This is a genomic window from Alistipes sp. 56_sp_Nov_56_25 (genome assembly GCF_001915285.1).
Taxonomy (GTDB): domain Bacteria; phylum Bacteroidota; class Bacteroidia; order Bacteroidales; family Rikenellaceae; genus Alistipes; species Alistipes shahii.
Genome location: NZ_MNQF01000014.1, coordinates 20,508 through 36,979, shown reverse-complemented (window position 1 = coordinate 36,979; position 16,472 = coordinate 20,508). Strand labels below are relative to the sequence as shown.

Annotated in this window: 15 protein-coding genes; 5 read left to right on the top strand and 10 right to left on the bottom strand. The window is 58.1% G+C overall.

The genetic code is table 11. From position 1 onward, the window contains the following. Positions 1-199: 199 nt before the first annotated feature. The 4 genes from BHV64_RS05740 to dapF all read right to left on the bottom strand — a co-directional run bounded on the left by BHV64_RS05740 (position 200) and on the right by dapF (position 3,002). On the bottom strand, positions 200-976 hold the full coding sequence (locus tag BHV64_RS05740) for a class I SAM-dependent methyltransferase (protein ID WP_044054448.1): 777 nt from the start codon (positions 974-976) through the stop codon (positions 200-202). 195 nt (positions 977-1,171) lie between these two features. Continuing rightward, positions 1,172-1,972, bottom strand: coding sequence for an alpha/beta fold hydrolase (locus tag BHV64_RS05735; RefSeq protein ID WP_288115639.1), 801 nt, complete (start codon positions 1,970-1,972; stop codon positions 1,172-1,174). An 11-nt stretch (positions 1,973-1,983) separates the two neighbouring features. Then, a complete protein-coding gene (locus tag BHV64_RS05730) occupies positions 1,984-2,175 on the bottom strand; it encodes a hypothetical protein (RefSeq protein WP_015547300.1) in 192 nt (63 codons plus the stop codon). Positions 2,176-2,195: 20 nt separating this feature from the next. Further along, positions 2,196-3,002: a diaminopimelate epimerase gene (gene dapF / locus BHV64_RS05725; RefSeq protein ID WP_022061368.1), complete on the bottom strand. Its 807-nt coding sequence runs from the start codon at positions 3,000-3,002 to the stop codon at positions 2,196-2,198. A 135-nt stretch (positions 3,003-3,137) separates the two neighbouring features. Here dapF and BHV64_RS05720 point away from each other — a divergent pair, with 135 nt between their 5' ends. Together BHV64_RS05720 and tamL are read left to right on the top strand one after the other, a co-directional pair. Next, a complete protein-coding gene (locus BHV64_RS05720) occupies positions 3,138-3,884 on the top strand; it encodes a nitroreductase family protein (protein WP_022061367.1) in 747 nt (248 codons plus the stop codon). Positions 3,885-3,888: 4 nt separating this feature from the next. Beyond that, on the top strand, positions 3,889-6,264 hold the full coding sequence (gene tamL / locus BHV64_RS05715) for a translocation and assembly module lipoprotein TamL (RefSeq protein ID WP_149887623.1): 2,376 nt from the start codon (positions 3,889-3,891) through the stop codon (positions 6,262-6,264). Between the two features lie 10 nt (positions 6,265-6,274). Here tamL and BHV64_RS05710 read toward each other — a convergent pair whose 3' ends face one another. The 6 genes from BHV64_RS05710 to BHV64_RS05685 all read right to left on the bottom strand — a co-directional run bounded on the left by BHV64_RS05710 (position 6,275) and on the right by BHV64_RS05685 (position 12,877). Next, complete coding sequence (locus BHV64_RS05710) at positions 6,275-7,186, bottom strand: helix-turn-helix domain-containing protein (RefSeq protein ID WP_288115638.1); 912 nt, start codon at positions 7,184-7,186, stop codon at positions 6,275-6,277. A 181-nt stretch (positions 7,187-7,367) separates the two neighbouring features. After that, positions 7,368-7,910, bottom strand: coding sequence for an OmpH family outer membrane protein (locus BHV64_RS05705; RefSeq protein ID WP_015547297.1), 543 nt, complete (start codon positions 7,908-7,910; stop codon positions 7,368-7,370). Between the two features lie 31 nt (positions 7,911-7,941). Beyond that, entirely contained in the window at positions 7,942-8,448 is a 507-nt protein-coding gene (locus BHV64_RS05700; protein WP_147621021.1) for an OmpH family outer membrane protein, read from the bottom strand. 171 nt (positions 8,449-8,619) lie between these two features. After that, positions 8,620-11,202, bottom strand: coding sequence for a BamA/OMP85 family outer membrane protein (locus BHV64_RS05695; RefSeq protein WP_015547295.1), 2,583 nt, complete (start codon positions 11,200-11,202; stop codon positions 8,620-8,622). A 24-nt stretch (positions 11,203-11,226) separates the two neighbouring features. Further along, positions 11,227-11,940 (bottom strand): isoprenyl transferase, encoded by a 714-nt coding sequence (locus tag BHV64_RS05690; RefSeq protein ID WP_015547294.1) that lies wholly within the window; start codon positions 11,938-11,940, stop codon positions 11,227-11,229. Between the two features lie 58 nt (positions 11,941-11,998). Then, on the bottom strand, positions 11,999-12,877 hold the full coding sequence (locus tag BHV64_RS05685; protein WP_168950137.1) for an NAD(+)/NADH kinase: 879 nt from the start codon (positions 12,875-12,877) through the stop codon (positions 11,999-12,001). A gap of 181 nt (positions 12,878-13,058) precedes the next feature. Between BHV64_RS05685 and BHV64_RS05680 the strand changes: the two genes are divergently transcribed. Genes BHV64_RS05680 through BHV64_RS05670 form a run of 3 tightly spaced genes read left to right on the top strand, consistent with a single transcriptional unit; the run spans position 13,059 to position 15,833 of the window. Continuing rightward, positions 13,059-13,775: a pyridoxine 5'-phosphate synthase gene (locus tag BHV64_RS05680; RefSeq protein ID WP_015547292.1), complete on the top strand. Its 717-nt coding sequence runs from the start codon at positions 13,059-13,061 to the stop codon at positions 13,773-13,775. A 5-nt stretch (positions 13,776-13,780) separates the two neighbouring features. Continuing rightward, positions 13,781-14,428 carry a GDSL-type esterase/lipase family protein gene (locus tag BHV64_RS05675; protein ID WP_015547291.1) on the top strand — a complete coding sequence of 216 codons (648 nt, stop codon included), beginning with the start codon at positions 13,781-13,783 and terminating at the stop codon, positions 14,426-14,428. Positions 14,429-14,432: 4 nt separating this feature from the next. Further along, on the top strand, positions 14,433-15,833 hold the full coding sequence (locus tag BHV64_RS05670) for a CCA tRNA nucleotidyltransferase (protein WP_044054445.1): 1,401 nt from the start codon (positions 14,433-14,435) through the stop codon (positions 15,831-15,833). Positions 15,834-16,472: the final 639 nt, after the last annotated feature.

The window sequence follows — 16,472 nt, the reverse complement described above, 5'->3', positions numbered from 1 at the left end:
TCGTAAGGTCTGACCTTTTTTTTGTGCCTAAACCCTTCCTGTTAAGGAAGGGTTTTTGTCTTGGAGGGGGGGGGAGGGCAGCGCAACTTACAGGGGGGGGGCGAAGACGAAATGTTCGCCGCCCGACACGGAGTTCGATGCCGGATATTTTCGGGAGGGGGAAGACCGCCTTTTTAAAGCGGCGTTTTTTGGGAGGGCGTTATTTCTCCCGTTCTGCGAGGTATTCGTCGAGCGTGATCGGAGACGGGCGTTTGTGGATTTTCTGCCCGAGTTTTTCCCGGACAAGGTAGTAGCTGGCCTGGAGCGTGCGGTTTATCTCGGTCAGCCCCCGGCGCGGCGGGAAGATTTTCATGGTCATCTCCCGGTTCCATTTGCGGGTGAAGAAACTGCTGTAATAGTCGTCCTCGGGATTTACGAGATATTCGATTGTCCCCTCCCATTCGATGCGGTTGAGCAACAGGTTGGGTTCGGATACGTAGAGCATCTTGAACGGCAGCGATTGGTAGGGCAGGTAGTTGAGAAAGACCTCGCCGTAGTTGTTGCGGTAGTTACCCGGCATCTTCTCCTTTTCGTAAAATACGAGTTTGTCTTCGATAAGCAGGATTACCCAGCGGTGCGACTCCTTGGGAAACATCAGTTCGCCGAGCATGCTCGGGGTCTCGACATACCCGCGTTTGCCGACCCGGACCATCTCTTCGATGAACCGGGCGGGATTGTCGGCATGTTCGAGAACCTGGTTGCAGATCACATAATCGAAAGCATCTTTTTCGAACGGGAGTTGCTCGCCGTCGGCTTCGATGAATTGCTGGTGAGGGTAAATCAGGACTTTTCCGCAGCGATGGGTGTCGTCGTGCGGAAACTTGTCGGCTATCACATCGGAACGAAACATCGGATCGTGTCCGGGACCGATTTCGAGTACCTTATCCCTGCGCTTGATGCGGAGATCCTGGCGTCCCAATGGATGACGGGTTATCATAGAGTGAGTTTGATGTGTGTCCCCGCAAATATAGGAAAAAACCTGCGTAAAAAATAAATCGGCTGAATATTTTCGGCCGATTTGTAAACGATTTTGTCCGAATTGTGGGCCTGCTCCCGAAATCGTCGTCTAATGTTCTCTGTTCTTGAGGTTTATGACGCGATTGATCCCCGGAGAATAGTCCGGTGTGCGGCGTTATTTGCCGTTGACGAAATCGAGGATCGCCCGAGCCGTGGTTTCCGGCTCCTCCAGAAATCCCATGTGACCGCTGTTTTCGAGCCATACGATCCGGGCCTGCGGGTGCTCTTTTACCATCTTCTCGGCCGCTTCGACAGGGATGTAGTTGTCCTTGCGTCCGAGGATGAAGAGCTGGGGAACCTTCGAGGCGCGCAGCATCTCGTTCTGGTCCTTGCGGGCGATCATGCCGTTGAGCAGCGCTACGATTCCTTCGTCCTCGGTGACGGCGACCTGTTCGGTGAGGTCCTCGATGTAGTCTTTCATCCGGGTGCGGTTGTCCTCGGCGAAGCCCGCTTCGGGGGCCACGCGGGCCAGCGCATCCTTTTTCCCGGCCTTTACGAGGGCGATTTCGCGGCGGCGGTTTTCGGCCTTCTCCGGCGTGTCGGCGTTGGGTGTCGAACTTAACAGCACAACTCCGTCGAGCATGTCGGGATGGCGTTCGCAGAAGGCCAGAGCCACGTAGCCGCCCATCGAGTGCCCGACGAGTGTGCAGCGGGGGATTCCCAGCGCCCGGAGGGCGTCGGCCACCGTGTCGGCGAGGAACTCCATCGAATGCTCCTCGCCCGTCACGACCGAGATGCCGTGACCGGGCAGGTCTAACGTAACCACGCGAAGCTCTTTGTAGAGGAATGGAACGAAATCCTCCCAGACGAGCATTGATTCGAGGTATCCGTGCAGGAGCACGACGCATTTGTCCCCTTTCTGGGAGTCGCAGACGTGCAGGGCGGTGGGACCCGCCATGATGAATTTTTCGATCATTGAATCTGGATTTATTCCTCCTCTTCGTCGAGGTAGTCGAGAACGGACTCGCGTTTGAGGGGCAGGATTTCCTCCTCGTCCTCTTCGTCGAAACTGCTGTAAAGCGCGTGGCGCTCCTTGCCGCTCTTGCGTATCGGTTCGAGACGTTTGGCTTTCCGAAGTTCATCCGCGTCGTGTTCGCGGATTCCCTTTTGTGTTTTCATGGGGAAATGAATGGTTGGTTTTAGAAATTTTCGCTGTCGAACACTCCTTCGAAGACGCGGCGCGCCGGTCCCGTCAGGCGGATGTCCGTATAGGTTTGTGTTCCCTGTTCATGCGAAAACCGTACCGCAAGCGCTCCTCCGGGTACGGTGATGCGGAAATCGGTCGTGTGGGGCTGCCGCGCGAAGGCCGTCACGATGGCCGCGGCCGTGGCTCCCGTGCCGCAGGCGAGGGTCTCGTTCTCCACGCCGCGTTCGTAGGTGCGCATGCGGATCGTGCCGTCGCCTGTGATCTGCACGAAATTGACGTTCGTGCCCTGCGGGAAGCGCGTCGTGTCGCGGCGGATGGCCCGTCCGCGGCCGGTTACGTCGACCGCTTCGAGGTCGTCGACGAATTCGACGTAGTGCGGGACGCCCGTGTTGAGAAACCACCAGCCGTCGCCCGTGCGGATCTCCCGCACGGCGATCATGCCCAGCTCGATCTCTCCCGAAGTGCCTTTCAGGCGGCGGATGCGGGCGGTGTGAAGCCCGTCTGCGGCATCGAAGAACTTGGTCTCCCCGCCGATGCCCCGGTGTTCGGCGAAAAGCGCGAAGCAGCGGGCGCCGTTGCCGCACATCTCGCCTTCCGACCCGTCGGCGTTGTAATAACGCATCGAACAGTCGATCTCCGCGTTCCGGGCGAGGGTCATCAGCCCGTCGGCTCCGATGCCGAAATGACGGTCGCACAAGGCTGCGATAAGTTCCGCACGGGGTGTGAAGCCGCCTTCGCGGTTGTCGATCAGGATGAAGTCGTTGCCTGCTCCTTCGTATTTTGCAAATGCCGTCTGCACTTTTTGAATGGTTATGTCTTGGCAAAAATAGTAAAACTTCTAAAAGTTTTGCTAATTTTGTGAAAAATATCCGCCCGGGCGTGCAACGGCGGGCGGATTGTATTGTTTATGCCAGGATTCAAAAAACAGACCTTTATGAAAAGTGTGCTTTTCAAGCATCGTTCGATACGTAAATTCCGCCCGACGCCCATTCCCGAGGAGGTGCTGCGCGAGTGTCTCGAAGCCGCCTCGCGCGCTTCGACGTGTGGCAACATGCAGCTCTATTCGCTGGTGGTGACCCGCGATGAAACGCTCCGCGAACGGCTCGCGCCGTGCCATTTCAACCAGCCGATGGTCCGCCAGGCTCCGTGCGTGGTGACCGTCTGCGCCGATATTCACCGTTTCACGATGTGGTGCGAGCAGCGCGACGCCGACCCTGCCTACGACAATTTCGCGTGGTTCCTGAACGCTTCGACCGACGCCCTGCTGGCCGCGCAGAACCTCTGCGTCGAGGCCGAAATGCACGGGCTGGGCATCTGCTACCTCGGCACGACGATCTACACCGCGGGCGATATTTCGCAGATACTGGAACTTCCGAAGGGGGTCATTCCGCTCACCACCGTGGTCCTGGGTTATCCCGACGAGTCGCCCGAACTGACCGACCGCCTGCCGCTCGAAGCCGTGGTCCACTACGAGAAATACACCGATTACACGGCCGCCGAGATCGACGAACTGTGGGCCGAGCGCGAAGAGTCGGAGCTTACCAAACGTCTGCTGGCGGAAAACGGCCTCCCGAACCTGGCGCAGGTCTTCACCCAGCGGCGTTACGTGCGCAAGGACAACCTCGCCATCTCGGAGTCCTATTTCGCCCTTTTGAAAGAGAAGGGATTCTTCAACAACTGACGCCGTGCGGGAATCGTGTCGCATACTCGCCGCCGCGCTGCTGGGCCTGCTGTGCTCGGCGTGCAGCGTCACGCGCCACATTCCCGAAGGACAGTATTTTCTGCAAAAAGTAAAGATCGAGGACGACCGGTCCACGCCCCGCAAGGAACGCATCACGGCTTCCGACATGGAGAAGTACGTGCGCCAGACTCCCAACAAACGCTTCCTCGGGACGAATTTCTACGTCTGGCTCTACGAGCAGGCCGACCCTGCGAAGGACAACCGCTGGAACAACTGGAAGCGCAAGATCGGGCAGGCGCCCGTGACGCTGGACATGGGGCTGACCCAGAAGAGCGCCGAAAACCTGAAGGTCTACATGGACTCGAAGGGTTTTTTCTCCTCGCAGGCGACCTATGAGGTCGACACCGTTTCGCGCCGCAAGCGTGCGACGGTCACCTTCCGCACGCGCCAGGGCGAGCCTTACCGCATCGACTCCGTTTCCTACGAGTTCCAGGACAACTTCCTCGAACAGATCGTGCTGCCCGACACCGTCAATACGCTGCTGCATACGGGCGATATTTACGACGTGTCGGTCCTCGATGCCGAACGGGAGCGCATCGCCGCCTACCTCAAGGAGCGTGGGTACTACAATTTCTCGGTCAACAACATCTCCTACGCCGCGCGGATGTTCGAGAAGGAGCGGCTGATCGACCTGCGGCTGATCGTCAAACAGTATCTCACGGGCTACGACGAACGCGGACTGCCCGTGATGGACAACAACATGGTCTACCGTATCGACCGGATCAACATTTTCCCCGATTACGACCCCACCGTCGCACGGACCGACACGACGCTGCTTTCGCGGCTCGATACGGTCTACTACCGCGGTCTGAACATCATCTACGAGAAACGGCCCAACCTGCGCCCTCCGGTGCTCCGTCAGGCCGTGCCGCTCTATCCCAACTACGTCTACAACTCGTCGCAGGTCAATCGCGCCTATTCCGACCTGATGGCGCTGGGGTATTTCAAGAGCGCGAAAATCGCCTTCGAGGAGCAGCCCCGGTCGGCCGACGTCACCGACATCGTCTCCTTCATCGGCGCTTCGGCCGATTCGACGCAGACGCTCTACACGCGCGAGGGCTACCTGACGTGCAACATTCTCTGCACGCCGACGCTCAAGCAGAGCGTCAAGGTCGATCTCGAAGGCAGCACCACGTCGAGTTTCTACGGCCTGAAGGCCACCGTCGGTTATCAGAACCGCAATATTTTCCGCGGCGCCGAGTCGTTCGACCTCTCCTTCACGGCGGGTTACGAATTTATGAAGGCTCCCGACGCCAGGCGCAAACGGGCCACCGAATTCGGCGTCACGACCGGACTGACCTTCCCGCGGTTCCTCGTGCCCTGGCGCACGGGCCGTTTCCGCACGGTGAACCAGCCGAAGACCAAGGTCGAACTGTCGATCAATTTTCAGGACCGCCCCTATTACGCCCGTACGCTTTCGAGCGCCGGCATCACCTACATGTGGACCAACAGCCGCTATTCGTCCTTCTCGCTGCGGCCGATCGACATCAACGTGGTCGACATGACTCGCCCGGTCGATCCCGAATTCCTGGGCAATACCTCCAACAAATACCTGATCAACAGTTTCAAGACCCAGTTCATCGGCGGCCTTTCGTTCGGCTACGGCTATAACAACCAGCGCAAGAACCTCGGCGGAAACGCCACGAACATCCGGTTCAACGCCGAGACCGCCGGCAACCTGATCGACGCCGTCGAGCACGCCTTCTTCTCGCCGGCCAAGGGAAAGGAGCAGTATACGATTTTCGGCATCGAGTATTCGCAGTATTTCCGCACCGATTTGAGCGTCAGCCGGAAAATCATGCTGGGGGGCGCTACGGCGCTGGTGGGACGGCTTTACGGCGGTGTGGCGATGGCTTACGGAAACTCTTCGTCCGTACCTTTCGACCGCCAGTTCTATTGCGGCGGCAGCAACGGCATGCGCGGCTGGACGCCCCGAACCCTCGGGCAGGGTTCGGTGGCCAATCCCCACAACGATTTTCCGGTCCAGACGGGCGACGTGAAGCTGGAAGCCAACCTCGAACTGCGCTTCCCGGTCTGGGGCATGATCCACGGCGCGACCTTCTTCGATCTGGGCAACATCTGGTATATCCGGCACTATTCGGGTGAGTCCGAAGATACGGTGTTCCGGTTCGACCGTTTCTACAAACAGCTGGGATTCAACACGGGACTCGGCCTGCGTTTCGACATCAAGTTCGCCGTGCTGCGCCTCGACTGGGGTATTCAGCTGCACAATCCCAACAACCCCTCGGGCGAGCGGTGGATTCACAATTTCAAGTGGAAGAACACGGCGCTCAACTTCGGCGTGGGTTACCCGTTTTAACGTTCGGCTTTTACTTCTTCGCCTTGTACTGCGACGGCGACATGCCGGCATTGCGCTTGAAGTAACTGCCGAAGAACGACTGGTTGGGGAAATTCAGGTAATAGGCGATCTCCTGCACGCTCATGTTCGAATATTTGAGCAGCGTCTTGGCTTCGAGGATCACGTAGTTGTCGATCCATTCCGATACCGATTTGCCGCTGATGCGCTTGATGAGCGTGGTGAGGTATTTGGGCGTGATGCATAGCTGCCGGGCGTAGAATCCCACGCTGCGTTCGTGCTTGTAGTGTTCGCCGAGCAGCTCGGTGAATTGCCTGAAATACTCCTCCGCACGGTTGTGTATCGGGCTGTCGACCTCGGGATGCTCCGTGAGGTAGTGGGTCAGGATGTCCCCGACCTTGTAGATCGTCGCGGCGATCAGTCCGCCGATGATCTCGCTCGAAAAATCCGTCTCGGAGCCTTTCAGTTCCTGTTCGACCATCGAGATAAAACTCCGGAGCGACTGGCTCTCGGCGTGCGTGAGTTCCATGCAGGGGAGCGAGCCGAATTGCAGGAAAAGCGGCATCATGCGTTTGGTGTCGATGTTGATGCGCTTGAGAAAATCCGGGGCGATGACGATAAGATGGGCCTTGAAACGGTTGTTGGATTGTACCTGCAGGATGTGCTTGGGGCTGAAGATGAAGAGCGAATCCTTTTTGAGCCGGAATTCCTGCAGGTTTGACGTGAGCGAAGTCTCGCCTTCGATTCCGACGCCGATAATGAGAGCGTTCAGGCGGCTCGGGAACCGGAATATCTCCATTTCCGATGCGCTGTTTGCGGCGATGCATTCGCCCATAATTCCCGGACACTTTTCGCCTCCGGCCATTGTGATGAGTTCGTTCAGGGTAAAACTCGATATCGGCATTTCTGAATTCGTCTGGTTCATAGTTTCGCTTAAATTTCGACAAATATAATAATGATCAGTCGGGTATCATTCAAAATGTTCGATTCTTCAACCTTATGAACACTACCGCGCGCTTTTCGACCTGCGGGTCTCTGAAAACGAAAGCGCCGACCTCACGGGTCGGCGCTCGATGCTCTGTCGGCGGACCGATCCGCATGAAGATTTATTTGGCGGCAGGCGCTGCTGCGGGCGCGTCGGTGATGCCCAGTTCCTTTTTCACGGCAGGCGCGACGTCCGTCAGCGTAGCCTCGTCGAAGTAAGCCAGCGATCCCGTCGACGTGTCGAACACGACCAGAAATCCGCCTGCGGCCGCTACCTTGTCGATGGCGCTTTTCGCCTTGTCGATGATCGGGGCGAGCAGTTCGTTCTGTTTCTTCTGGTAATCCTGCTGTGCGCGCTCCTGGAACTCGCGGGTGCGGGTCTGCATATCGTTCAGTTCCTTCTCCTTCACCTCCTTGATGGCGTCGCTGAAGGTGTTGTAGTTTTTCTGGAAATCCTGCAACTTGGTGTTGAATTCGACGTTCATCGTCTCGATGTTGTCCGACAACTCCTTGGCGAAGGTGTCCATGTTCTCCTGCATCGTCTTGGTCTCGGGCATCGCCATGATGATTTCCTGGGTGTTGATGCGTCCGAATTTCTGGGCGAAGAGCGATGTGGCGCCCATCACCAGCACAACCGCAAGGGTCAGTTTGATTGCTTTTTTCATACAGTTTTATCAGTTAATGTTTTGATGTCGGTTATTTCTTGAGCGCGTCGATCACCTGCTGCGTCCGCTCTACGGAAGGATTGGTGTAGAGCAGCGTGGGGTTGTTCGCCGAGTCGAGCACCAGGTCGGCGCCCGCCTGCTTGGCGTAGGTCTCGATGGCGTCGAAGACCTGTTTCTGGATCGGGGAGATCACCTCGATACGTTTTTTCATCAGCGTGCCTTCCTGTCCGAACAGGCTTTCCTGATACTCCTGCGCCTCTTTCTCCTTGTTCAGAATGGCGTTTTCGCGGGTCTGGCGCGCAGCGGCCGAGAGCGAGGTTTTCTGGCTCACGTAATTGTTGTAAAGCGCCTCGACTTCGGCAAACTTGGCGTCCACCTGGTCCTGGTACTGCTTGGCGAGCTTATCCAGGTCGGAAATAGCCGTATTGTAGGCGTCGATTGATTTGAACACTTTCTCGCTGTTGACGATTATGTAGTTCTGCGCCGCGAGTGTCCCTGCCGTCAGAATGAATGCCGCAATTAAAATCAGCCGTTTCATAATCCTGTTGTTTTTAAGTTAATATTCAGCCGGTTTCCCGGATTGCTGCTATAAATATAACTCTTTTCTTTCAAATTTATTGCCACGCCCCGTTTTATTTGAGCTCCCTTTGGCGAGGGGGATTCAGGGGATTTTGAATGCCGGTCCGCGGGTGCGGCCGTTCGGATCATGCTAAAATTGTTGTCCCAGAACGAAGTGGAACTGGCTGCCGCTCTTGGTCGAGGAGTTCGCCGGAGCGTCGAATCCGTACCCCCAGTCGATACCGAGCATACCCACCACGGGGAGGTAGAGGCGGACGCCGAAACCGGCCGAACGCTTGATCTTGAAGGGCGAGAACTTCTTCCACGAGTCGAATGCGTTACCGCCTTCGAGGAATCCCAGCACGTAGATCTGCGACGAGGGTTTGAGGATGATCGGGTAGCGAAGTTCGGCGGTGTATTTATTGTAGCCGCGCGAGTAGTTGCTGCCGGGGTCGAGCGCGCCGTCCTCGTAACCGCGCATCGCGATGATGTCGATACCGTATATATTGTATCCCGACATGCCGTCGCCGCCGACTTCGTAGCGTTCGAAAGGCGAAACCTTATACTTGTTGTAGCTGCCGAGGTATCCCATTTCGGCCTTGAGCATCAGCACGAGGTTCGAGTTTTTCAGGAACGACTGGAACCACTGCGCCTTGAACTGCCATTTGTGGAACTCCACCCAGCGGTAGCGCTCCTGGTTGGCCCGGTCCGCCTCTGCGGAGGTCGAGTTGGAACTGTTGGCGATCTGCTCCAGTTTTTTGTAGTCCTTGCCGTCCCAGAGCGAGTAGGGGAGCGTGGCCTGCACCGAGGCGCTGAACTCCGAACCTCGGCGCGGGTAGATCGGCTGGTCGACCGAATTGCGGCCGAACACCAGTTTGATCGATGCCAGGTTGGCCGCGCCGTTCGTCATCACGAACGACGACCAGTTTTTCAGCGCGTAGCGTTCGTAGCTGGCTTCGGCGTAGAACGTGAAATAGGGATCGGGCCAGTTCAGACGCTTGCCCAGACCGGCGGCGACGCCGTAGGTCCGGAAATACTGCGTACTGGTCTGCCATACGTAATAGGCGTTGTTCTGCTCCGAGAAGTGTGCCGAGAGGGTGAACGAGTTGGGTTTCTTGCCGCCCATCCAGGGGTCGGTGAAACTGAACGCGAAGGCCTTGTAATACGTACCGTTGGTCTGTGCCGAGAGCGAGAGCCGCTGGTTCTGGCCCATCGGGTAGGGGCGCCATGCACCTTTCTTGAAGGTGTTCTTGATCGAGAGGTTGTTCAGCGTGATGCCGACCGAACCCACGAAGGTTCCCGAACCCCAGCCGCCGGCGATGTTGAACTGGTCGGAAGCCTGCTCTTCAAGCGGCCAGTTGATGTTGACCAGCTCGTTCGAAACGGGCTTGATGTCGGGCATGATGGCCTCGGGGTTGAAGTGTCCCATCGAACCCAGCAGGCGGATGGTGCGCATCAGCAGCGCGCGGTTGTAGAGTTCGCCCGGACGGGTGTCCAGCTCGCGGCGGATCACCTCGTCGTCGACGCGCTGATTGCCCGTGATGCCGACTTCGTTGATGGTGAACTGCTTGCCTTCGAAGACCTTGACTTCGATGTCGATCGAGTCCGGGGCGATGATCGTCTCGGCGGGTTCGATCTGCGACATCAGGTAGCCTTCGTTCTGATAGAGCGACGACACGGATGTCGCTTCGGGATCGGTCTCCTTGCCGATGCCCAGCTGCTTGTGCATCGTCTTCTTATCGTAGATGTCGCCCTTCTTGACGCCGAACATCTGTTGCAGCCCTTCGGTTTCATAGACCGAGTTGCCCACCCACGAGACGTTGCGGATGTAGTATTTGTTGCCTTCCGACACTTCGAGGTCGATGCCCAGCCGTTTTTCGTTGATCGGGTAGATCGAGTCGCGTATGATGGTGGCATTGCGGTAGCCCCGCGAGTTGTAGAAGTCGATCAGCAGCTCCTTGTCCGCCTCGTAGTCGTTCTCGTTGAGTTTGGTCCCCTTGAAGAAGTTGATCGACTTCTGGTGGGTCTTTTTGAACGTGCGGCGCAGGCGCTTGTCGTTGAACTGCTCGTTGCCGACGAAGTTGATCTTGCCGATCTTCACTTTCTCCTTGCGGTCGATCAGGAAGGTCACCGTCACGGCCTGTCCCGGGCGCAGCGTGTCGTTGTCGATACGCACGTCCACCTCCGTATTGCGGAATCCCTTTTCGGCCCAGTAGTTATGGATGAGCTTCTTGTTCTTGTCGATGACGTAGTCCGAGAGTTCGCTTCCGCGCTTGAGTTTGAGCTTTTCCAGCAGGTCCTTCTTCTTGCCCTTCGAAATGCCCTCGAACTCCCAGTTGTAGACGCGGGGACGCTCCTTGAGGAAGACCTCCAGGTCGAGGCTGTCGCCCTCGATCTCGGCGCCGATCTTCACGTCCGAGAAAAACCGCTGGCTCCAGAGCCGTGAAATGGCGTTGGAGATGAAGTTGCTCGGCAGGTAGACCGAGTCGCCTGCGATCAGTCCGGCAGACGACTTGAGGATCTCGGGGTTGAGGTATTGCACGCCGTGGACGTTGACGTCGCGGATGTAATAGAGCCTGGGTTCGCCCTCGCTTCGGAACATCGGGGCGTTTTCTGAAATCGCAGGCTTCGGAGCCGCCGTCGTGTCCTGCGGATTCTGCTCCTGGGCGAATATATTCGAGCAGCATAGCACGAGGGCAGCTGCTGCCGTGAATATCTTACCGGAATAATTCATCTATTAAATATAGTCTAAAGTCATCTATTTAACCAGTCCGAAGCGGCGATCGCGCCGTGCGTATTCCTCCATCGCGCGGTCGAACTCCTCCTCCGTGAAGTCGGGCCACAGCACTTCGGGGAACCACAGTTCGGCGTAGGAGGCCTGCCACAGCAGGAAATTGCTCAACCGCTGTTCGCCGCTGGTGCGGACGATCAGGTCGGGGTTCGGGTAGGGGGCCGTGTAGAGCGCGGTGCTGATCGTCTCTTCGGAAATCTCCGACGGGGCGATCTGGCCGGCCTCCACGCGTTGCGCGATCTGCTGCACGGCGTGCGTTATTTCGCTCCGCGACGAATAGTTGAGCGCCAGGATCAGCGTCAGCGTCCGTCCTCCCGCGGTCTGCTCCTCGGCCATGGCCAGGTAGCTGCGGACCTTCTCCGAAAAACGGCTCCGGTCGCCGATCATGCGCACCTCGACGCCCTGGCGGATCAGTTCGGGCGTTTCGTTGACGACGCTTTTGCAGAAAAGCTCCATCAGGGAGTCCACTTCCTCCGCGGGCCGTCCCCAGTTTTCGGTCGAGAACGCATAGAGCGTCAGGTACTTCACGCCCCAGCGCGCCGCGGCGCGCAACGACGCCCGCACGGGTTCGACACCCGCTGCGTGACCTTCGTAACGCTCTTTGCCGCGCAACTCGGCCCAGCGGCCGTTGCCGTCCATGATGATGGCGACGTGTTGCGGTATGCGTTTCTGATCGCTCATATTAGGGCACAAATATAGGGAAAAATTCTGTTAACTTGTGGAAAAATGCGATAAATGATTAACTGCGGATGTCGATTCCCCACATCATCTTATTCCGTAACGTGTCGTAAAATGATATATTGTGCGGCACGGCCAAAAAAATCGTCTGTTCGGCCCGCTCCACGGTGAACGACGCGCCGTGCGAAACGGGGTAGGTCCGGTTGTCCAGCGTGACGAAGGCGTCCGCCCGCCGGGCGTCCACGTTGAGCGTGATGACGCCCGTGTCGGGGATCACCACCGGGCGCATCGTGAGGTTGTGGGGGGCCAGGGGCGAGATGACCAGGCACTGGCACGTCGGGGCCACGACGGGACCTCCGGCGCTGAGCGAATAGGCCGTCGATCCGGTGGGCGTCGAGACGATCACCCCGTCTCCGTGGTAGGTGGCCACCATCTGCCGGTCGACGTAGGTCTCCACCGAGATCATCCCTGCGCCGTGGCGCTGCACGGTGAATTCGTTGAGCGCCAGCTGCGATTCGGGCTGTCGGGCGAATTCGCCCGTGACGCGCAGCATCGAGCGCGGCTCGGTCGCGATGTTGCCTTCGGCTATCTCGCGGAAGATCAGGTTCAGCCCGTTGCTCGGGGCGCTGGTCAGAAACCCCAGGTGCCCGGCGTTGATGCCCATTACGGGAATCGGCGCGCCGCAGAGACGGTGCACCCCTTCGAGCAGCGTTCCGTCGCCTCCGTAGCAGACCATGACGGTTTCGGTAGGCTGTTTGCCGATGTAGCGGCCGTAGATCCTTTCGGGCGGGAGCGCCGTTCCCGTGGCCTGCTCCACCAGGGGGGCGAACTCCTCGTTGACGGCGTAATCGAAGCCGAAAGCTCCGATCGTTCCGATCAGCTGGCGGATCTCCTCGGGGGTGTGGGCGATCTGCGCGCGGGAAAAAAGTATGATTTTCATCGGCGGAGTTTCGAAAAAATAAGTAACTTTACCACGCCGGAACGATCCGGGGCCTTTTCGGCCCGGCAAGGCGCCGGGATGTGGCATATCTCCGGCAAATATACGGAAAGGAGAGCGATGCGCCAAATTTATTTGAGCTTGTCCGGATCGCGTTCCGCATTCCGTGAAACAGCGTAGAATTATGACAAAGTTAAGCGTTAACATCAATAAGATCGCCGTGGTGCGCAATTCGCGGGGCGGCAATCTGCCCGACGTGGTCCGCGCCGCGCTGGACATCGAGCGTTTCGGCGCCGAGGGCATCACGGTCCATCCGCGTCCCGATGCGCGGCATATCCGTTACGACGACGTGCGCGATCTCAAACGGGCGCTCACGACCGAACTGAACATCGAGGGCAACCCCATCCCGGGTTTCATCGACCTGGTGCTGGAGGTGGTCCCTGCGCAGGTGACGCTGGTTCCCGACGCCCACGATGCCATCACCTCGAACGCCGGGTGGGACACTCTGGCCAACCGCGCGTTCCTGACCGACGTGACGGCGCGCTTCCACGCGAAGGGCATCCGGGTCTCGGTTTTCGTGGACCCCGTGGCCGAGATGGTCGCCGGGGCGAAGGCCTGCGGCGCCGACCGGGTGGAACTCTACACCGAAGCCTATGCGCGCGAATATCCCGACGACCCGCAGCGGGCCGTCGCTCCCTATCTGGCCGCCGCCGAAGAGGCTCGCCGGCAGGGGTTGGGGCTGAACGCCGGCCACGACCTTTCGCTGGAGAACCTGCGCTGGTTCGCCGAACGCATTCCGTGGACCGACGAGGTGTCGATCGGCCATGCGCTGATCTGCGACGCCCTCTACTACGGGCTGGAAAACACCGTGCAGCTCTACCGGCGCGAACTTAAATTCTGACGACTATGAAACGCATCCTGATCCTTGCCGCCGCGCTGTTCACCGTGTGCACGGCCTTTGCGCAGAGCGAATACAACCTCCAGCGGCGCAGCCTTTTCGAGGTGCTCCCGGTCTATTCGAGCGACATCGTGTTCCTGGGCAACTCGATCACCGACGGCTGCGAGTGGGCCGAGCTGTTCAACAACCGCCACGTCAAGAACCGCGGCATCAGCGGCGACCGCTCGGGGTGGCTGCTCGACCGTCTCGACCCGATCGTCGGGGGGCATCCCAAGAAACTGTTTCTGATGATCGGCGTCAACGACCTGGCGGCCGGCGTTTCGCCCGACGAGATCGTGGCCAATGTGGCCCGGCTCATCGACCGTTTCCAGTCCGAGTCGCGCTGGACGAAGATCTATGTGCAGAGCATCCTGCCCGTCAACGGCGAGTCTTTCGCCAAGTTCAAGAACCACTACGAGCACGGCCGTCAGATCGTGCCGCTGAACAAGCGGCTCGAAGCGCTGTGCGACGAGAAGGAAGTCACCTACCTCGATGTCTGGGGGGCGCTGGCCGACCACGAGGGGCGGCTGGACAAGCGTTACACCAACGATGGCCTGCACCTGACGGGCGAGGGTTACGTGGTGTGGCGGGATGCGATCAAGCAACACGTGAAGTAGCCGCGTGACGTTGTCGAATCCCATATTCCGGCGGATTTCGCGCCTTGCCGACGAGCAGGGCGTGCAGGCTTTCGTCGTCGGCGGCTATGTGCGCGATCACTACCTGCGACGGCCTTCGACCGACATCGACGTGGTGGTTGTGGGCAGCGGCATTGCGCTGGCCGAGGCGCTCGCGCGCGAACTGAAGGCGAAGGTCTCGGTCTTCAAGACTTTCGGCACGGCGATGGTCCGCGCCCGGAATGTCGAAGTCGAGTTCGTGGGCGCGCGCCGGGAGTCCTACACCCGCGATTCGCGCAAACCCGAGGTCGAACCCGGCACGCTGGCGGACGACCAGCGGCGGCGCGACTTCACGATCAACGCCATGGCGTGGTCGCTGAACGGGGCCACGTTCGGCGAGCTGGTCGATCCTTTCGACGGGATGTCGGACCTCGAAGAGTGCATCATCCGCACGCCGTGCGATCCCGACGTCACCTTTTCCGACGACCCTCTGCGCATGATGCGCGCCGTCAGGTTCGCCTCGCAGCTGGGCTTCACCATCGAGGAAGAGACCTTCGAGGCGATCCGCCGCAATGCCGAACGCATCCGCATCGTCTCGCGCGAACGCATCGTCACCGAACTCAACAAGATCGTCCTTTCGCCCGTCCCTTCGATGGGCTTCGAGTTGCTGGAACTCACCGGGCTGCTGGAGCGGATTTTTCCCGAGATGCACAACCTCAAGGGGGTGGAGAAGCGGGGCCGCCACGCCCATAAGGACAATTTCATCCATACGCTCAAGGTCGTGGACAACGTGGCGCGCCGCAGCGGCGATTTGTGGCTGCGCTGGGCCGCCGTGCTGCACGACATCGCCAAGCCGCTCACGAAGGCCTACGATCCCCGTGTGGGCTGGACCTTCCACGGCCACGAGGTGCTCGGCTCGAAGATGGTCCCGGCGATTTTCCGCCAGCTGAAACTGCCGCTCAACGAGCACATGAAGTTCGTGCAGAAGCTCGTGTTCCTTCACCTGCGGCCCATCATCCTCTCGGAGGACCTCGTGACCGACTCGGCCGTGCGCCGGCTGCTGTTCGAGGCGGGCGACGACGTGGAGGCGCTGATGACGCTGTGCGAGGCGGACATCACCTCGGGCATCGACGCCAAAGTGAAACGTTACCTTTCGAATTTCGAGCTGGTGCGCCGCAAGATGAAGGACCTGGAGGAGCGCGACCGCATCCGCAACTTCCAGCCTCCGATCACGGGCGAGCTGATCATGGAGACCTACGGCATCGGCCCGGGGCGCGTGATCGGCGACATGAAGGAGATCATCAAGAACGCCATCCTGGACGGCGAGATTCCCAACGAATACGACGCGGCCTACGCGCTGATGGAGCGGCTGGCCGCCGAGCGGGGGCTGACCCGCGTCCGGAAATAAGGCGAACCCGTGAGGAGCGGGATTAAAATGATGTAATGACCTAATAAATCAGGTCGTTACATTTTTGTATAGGATAATAGGTAACGAAAAAGTAACGGTTTATTTTCAACTTGTTGCGCTCAAATACCGCATTTCAAATAACCTATTGCAAGATACGAAAAATTTTTGGAATTGGCAAATAGTCAAGAGTTGTTAGATGCAACCTGTTTCTTTTACAATTTCTGAAGTGTATTGTCCAAAATCGAACCTCCGTATTTGTGATTTTTGTTATATGTTTTATGATTACTATTACCACTTTAGAATGCATATTTGAATATAAACTGAGTTCCTTTCTCCTGTACAGATTCCTGTTCCAAGAAAAAAGAGTTCAGACGTATCTTGTTTTCTTGAAGGATATGTCTGGGAATCTTCCTGATAGATATTGGCCGTGTATTTAATGACGGTCTTTTTATAAAAAAAATCGATGAACAGATTCATTGTCAGTATCTATAATAAGTTTTCTCAGCTCATCAATTTTTGCGTGAAGCTGTTTCTGCTGTTTAGAATCTGGAAACGCAACTCCTTCTAAGATCCAGCATCCGGTATATATACTTGCTTAGGATGAGTGGTCTTTGATTATTCTATAATTATAAACCTGTT

Excerpts from the sequence above, each read along its gene's own strand:
- BHV64_RS05740 (WP_044054448.1), bottom strand. The coding sequence starts at position 976 with ATGATAACCCGTCATCCATTGGGACGCCAGGATCTCCGCATCAAGCGC.
- BHV64_RS05735 (WP_288115639.1), bottom strand. The coding sequence starts at position 1,972 with ATGATCGAAAAATTCATCATGGCGGGTCCCACCGCCCTGCACGTCTGC.
- BHV64_RS05730 (WP_015547300.1), bottom strand. The coding sequence starts at position 2,175 with ATGAAAACACAAAAGGGAATCCGCGAACACGACGCGGATGAACTTCGG.
- BHV64_RS05720 (WP_022061367.1), top strand. The coding sequence starts at position 3,138 with ATGAAAAGTGTGCTTTTCAAGCATCGTTCGATACGTAAATTCCGCCCG.
- BHV64_RS05710 (WP_288115638.1), bottom strand. The coding sequence starts at position 7,186 with ATGAACCAGACGAATTCAGAAATGCCGATATCGAGTTTTACCCTGAAC.
- BHV64_RS05705 (WP_015547297.1), bottom strand. The coding sequence starts at position 7,910 with ATGAAAAAAGCAATCAAACTGACCCTTGCGGTTGTGCTGGTGATGGGC.
- BHV64_RS05700 (WP_147621021.1), bottom strand. The coding sequence starts at position 8,448 with ATGAAACGGCTGATTTTAATTGCGGCATTCATTCTGACGGCAGGGACA.
- BHV64_RS05695 (WP_015547295.1), bottom strand. The coding sequence starts at position 11,202 with ATGAATTATTCCGGTAAGATATTCACGGCAGCAGCTGCCCTCGTGCTA.
- BHV64_RS05690 (WP_015547294.1), bottom strand. The coding sequence starts at position 11,940 with ATGAGCGATCAGAAACGCATACCGCAACACGTCGCCATCATCATGGAC.
- BHV64_RS05685 (WP_168950137.1), bottom strand. The coding sequence starts at position 12,877 with ATGAAAATCATACTTTTTTCCCGCGCGCAGATCGCCCACACCCCCGAG.
- BHV64_RS05680 (WP_015547292.1), top strand. The coding sequence starts at position 13,059 with ATGACAAAGTTAAGCGTTAACATCAATAAGATCGCCGTGGTGCGCAAT.
- BHV64_RS05675 (WP_015547291.1), top strand. The coding sequence starts at position 13,781 with ATGAAACGCATCCTGATCCTTGCCGCCGCGCTGTTCACCGTGTGCACG.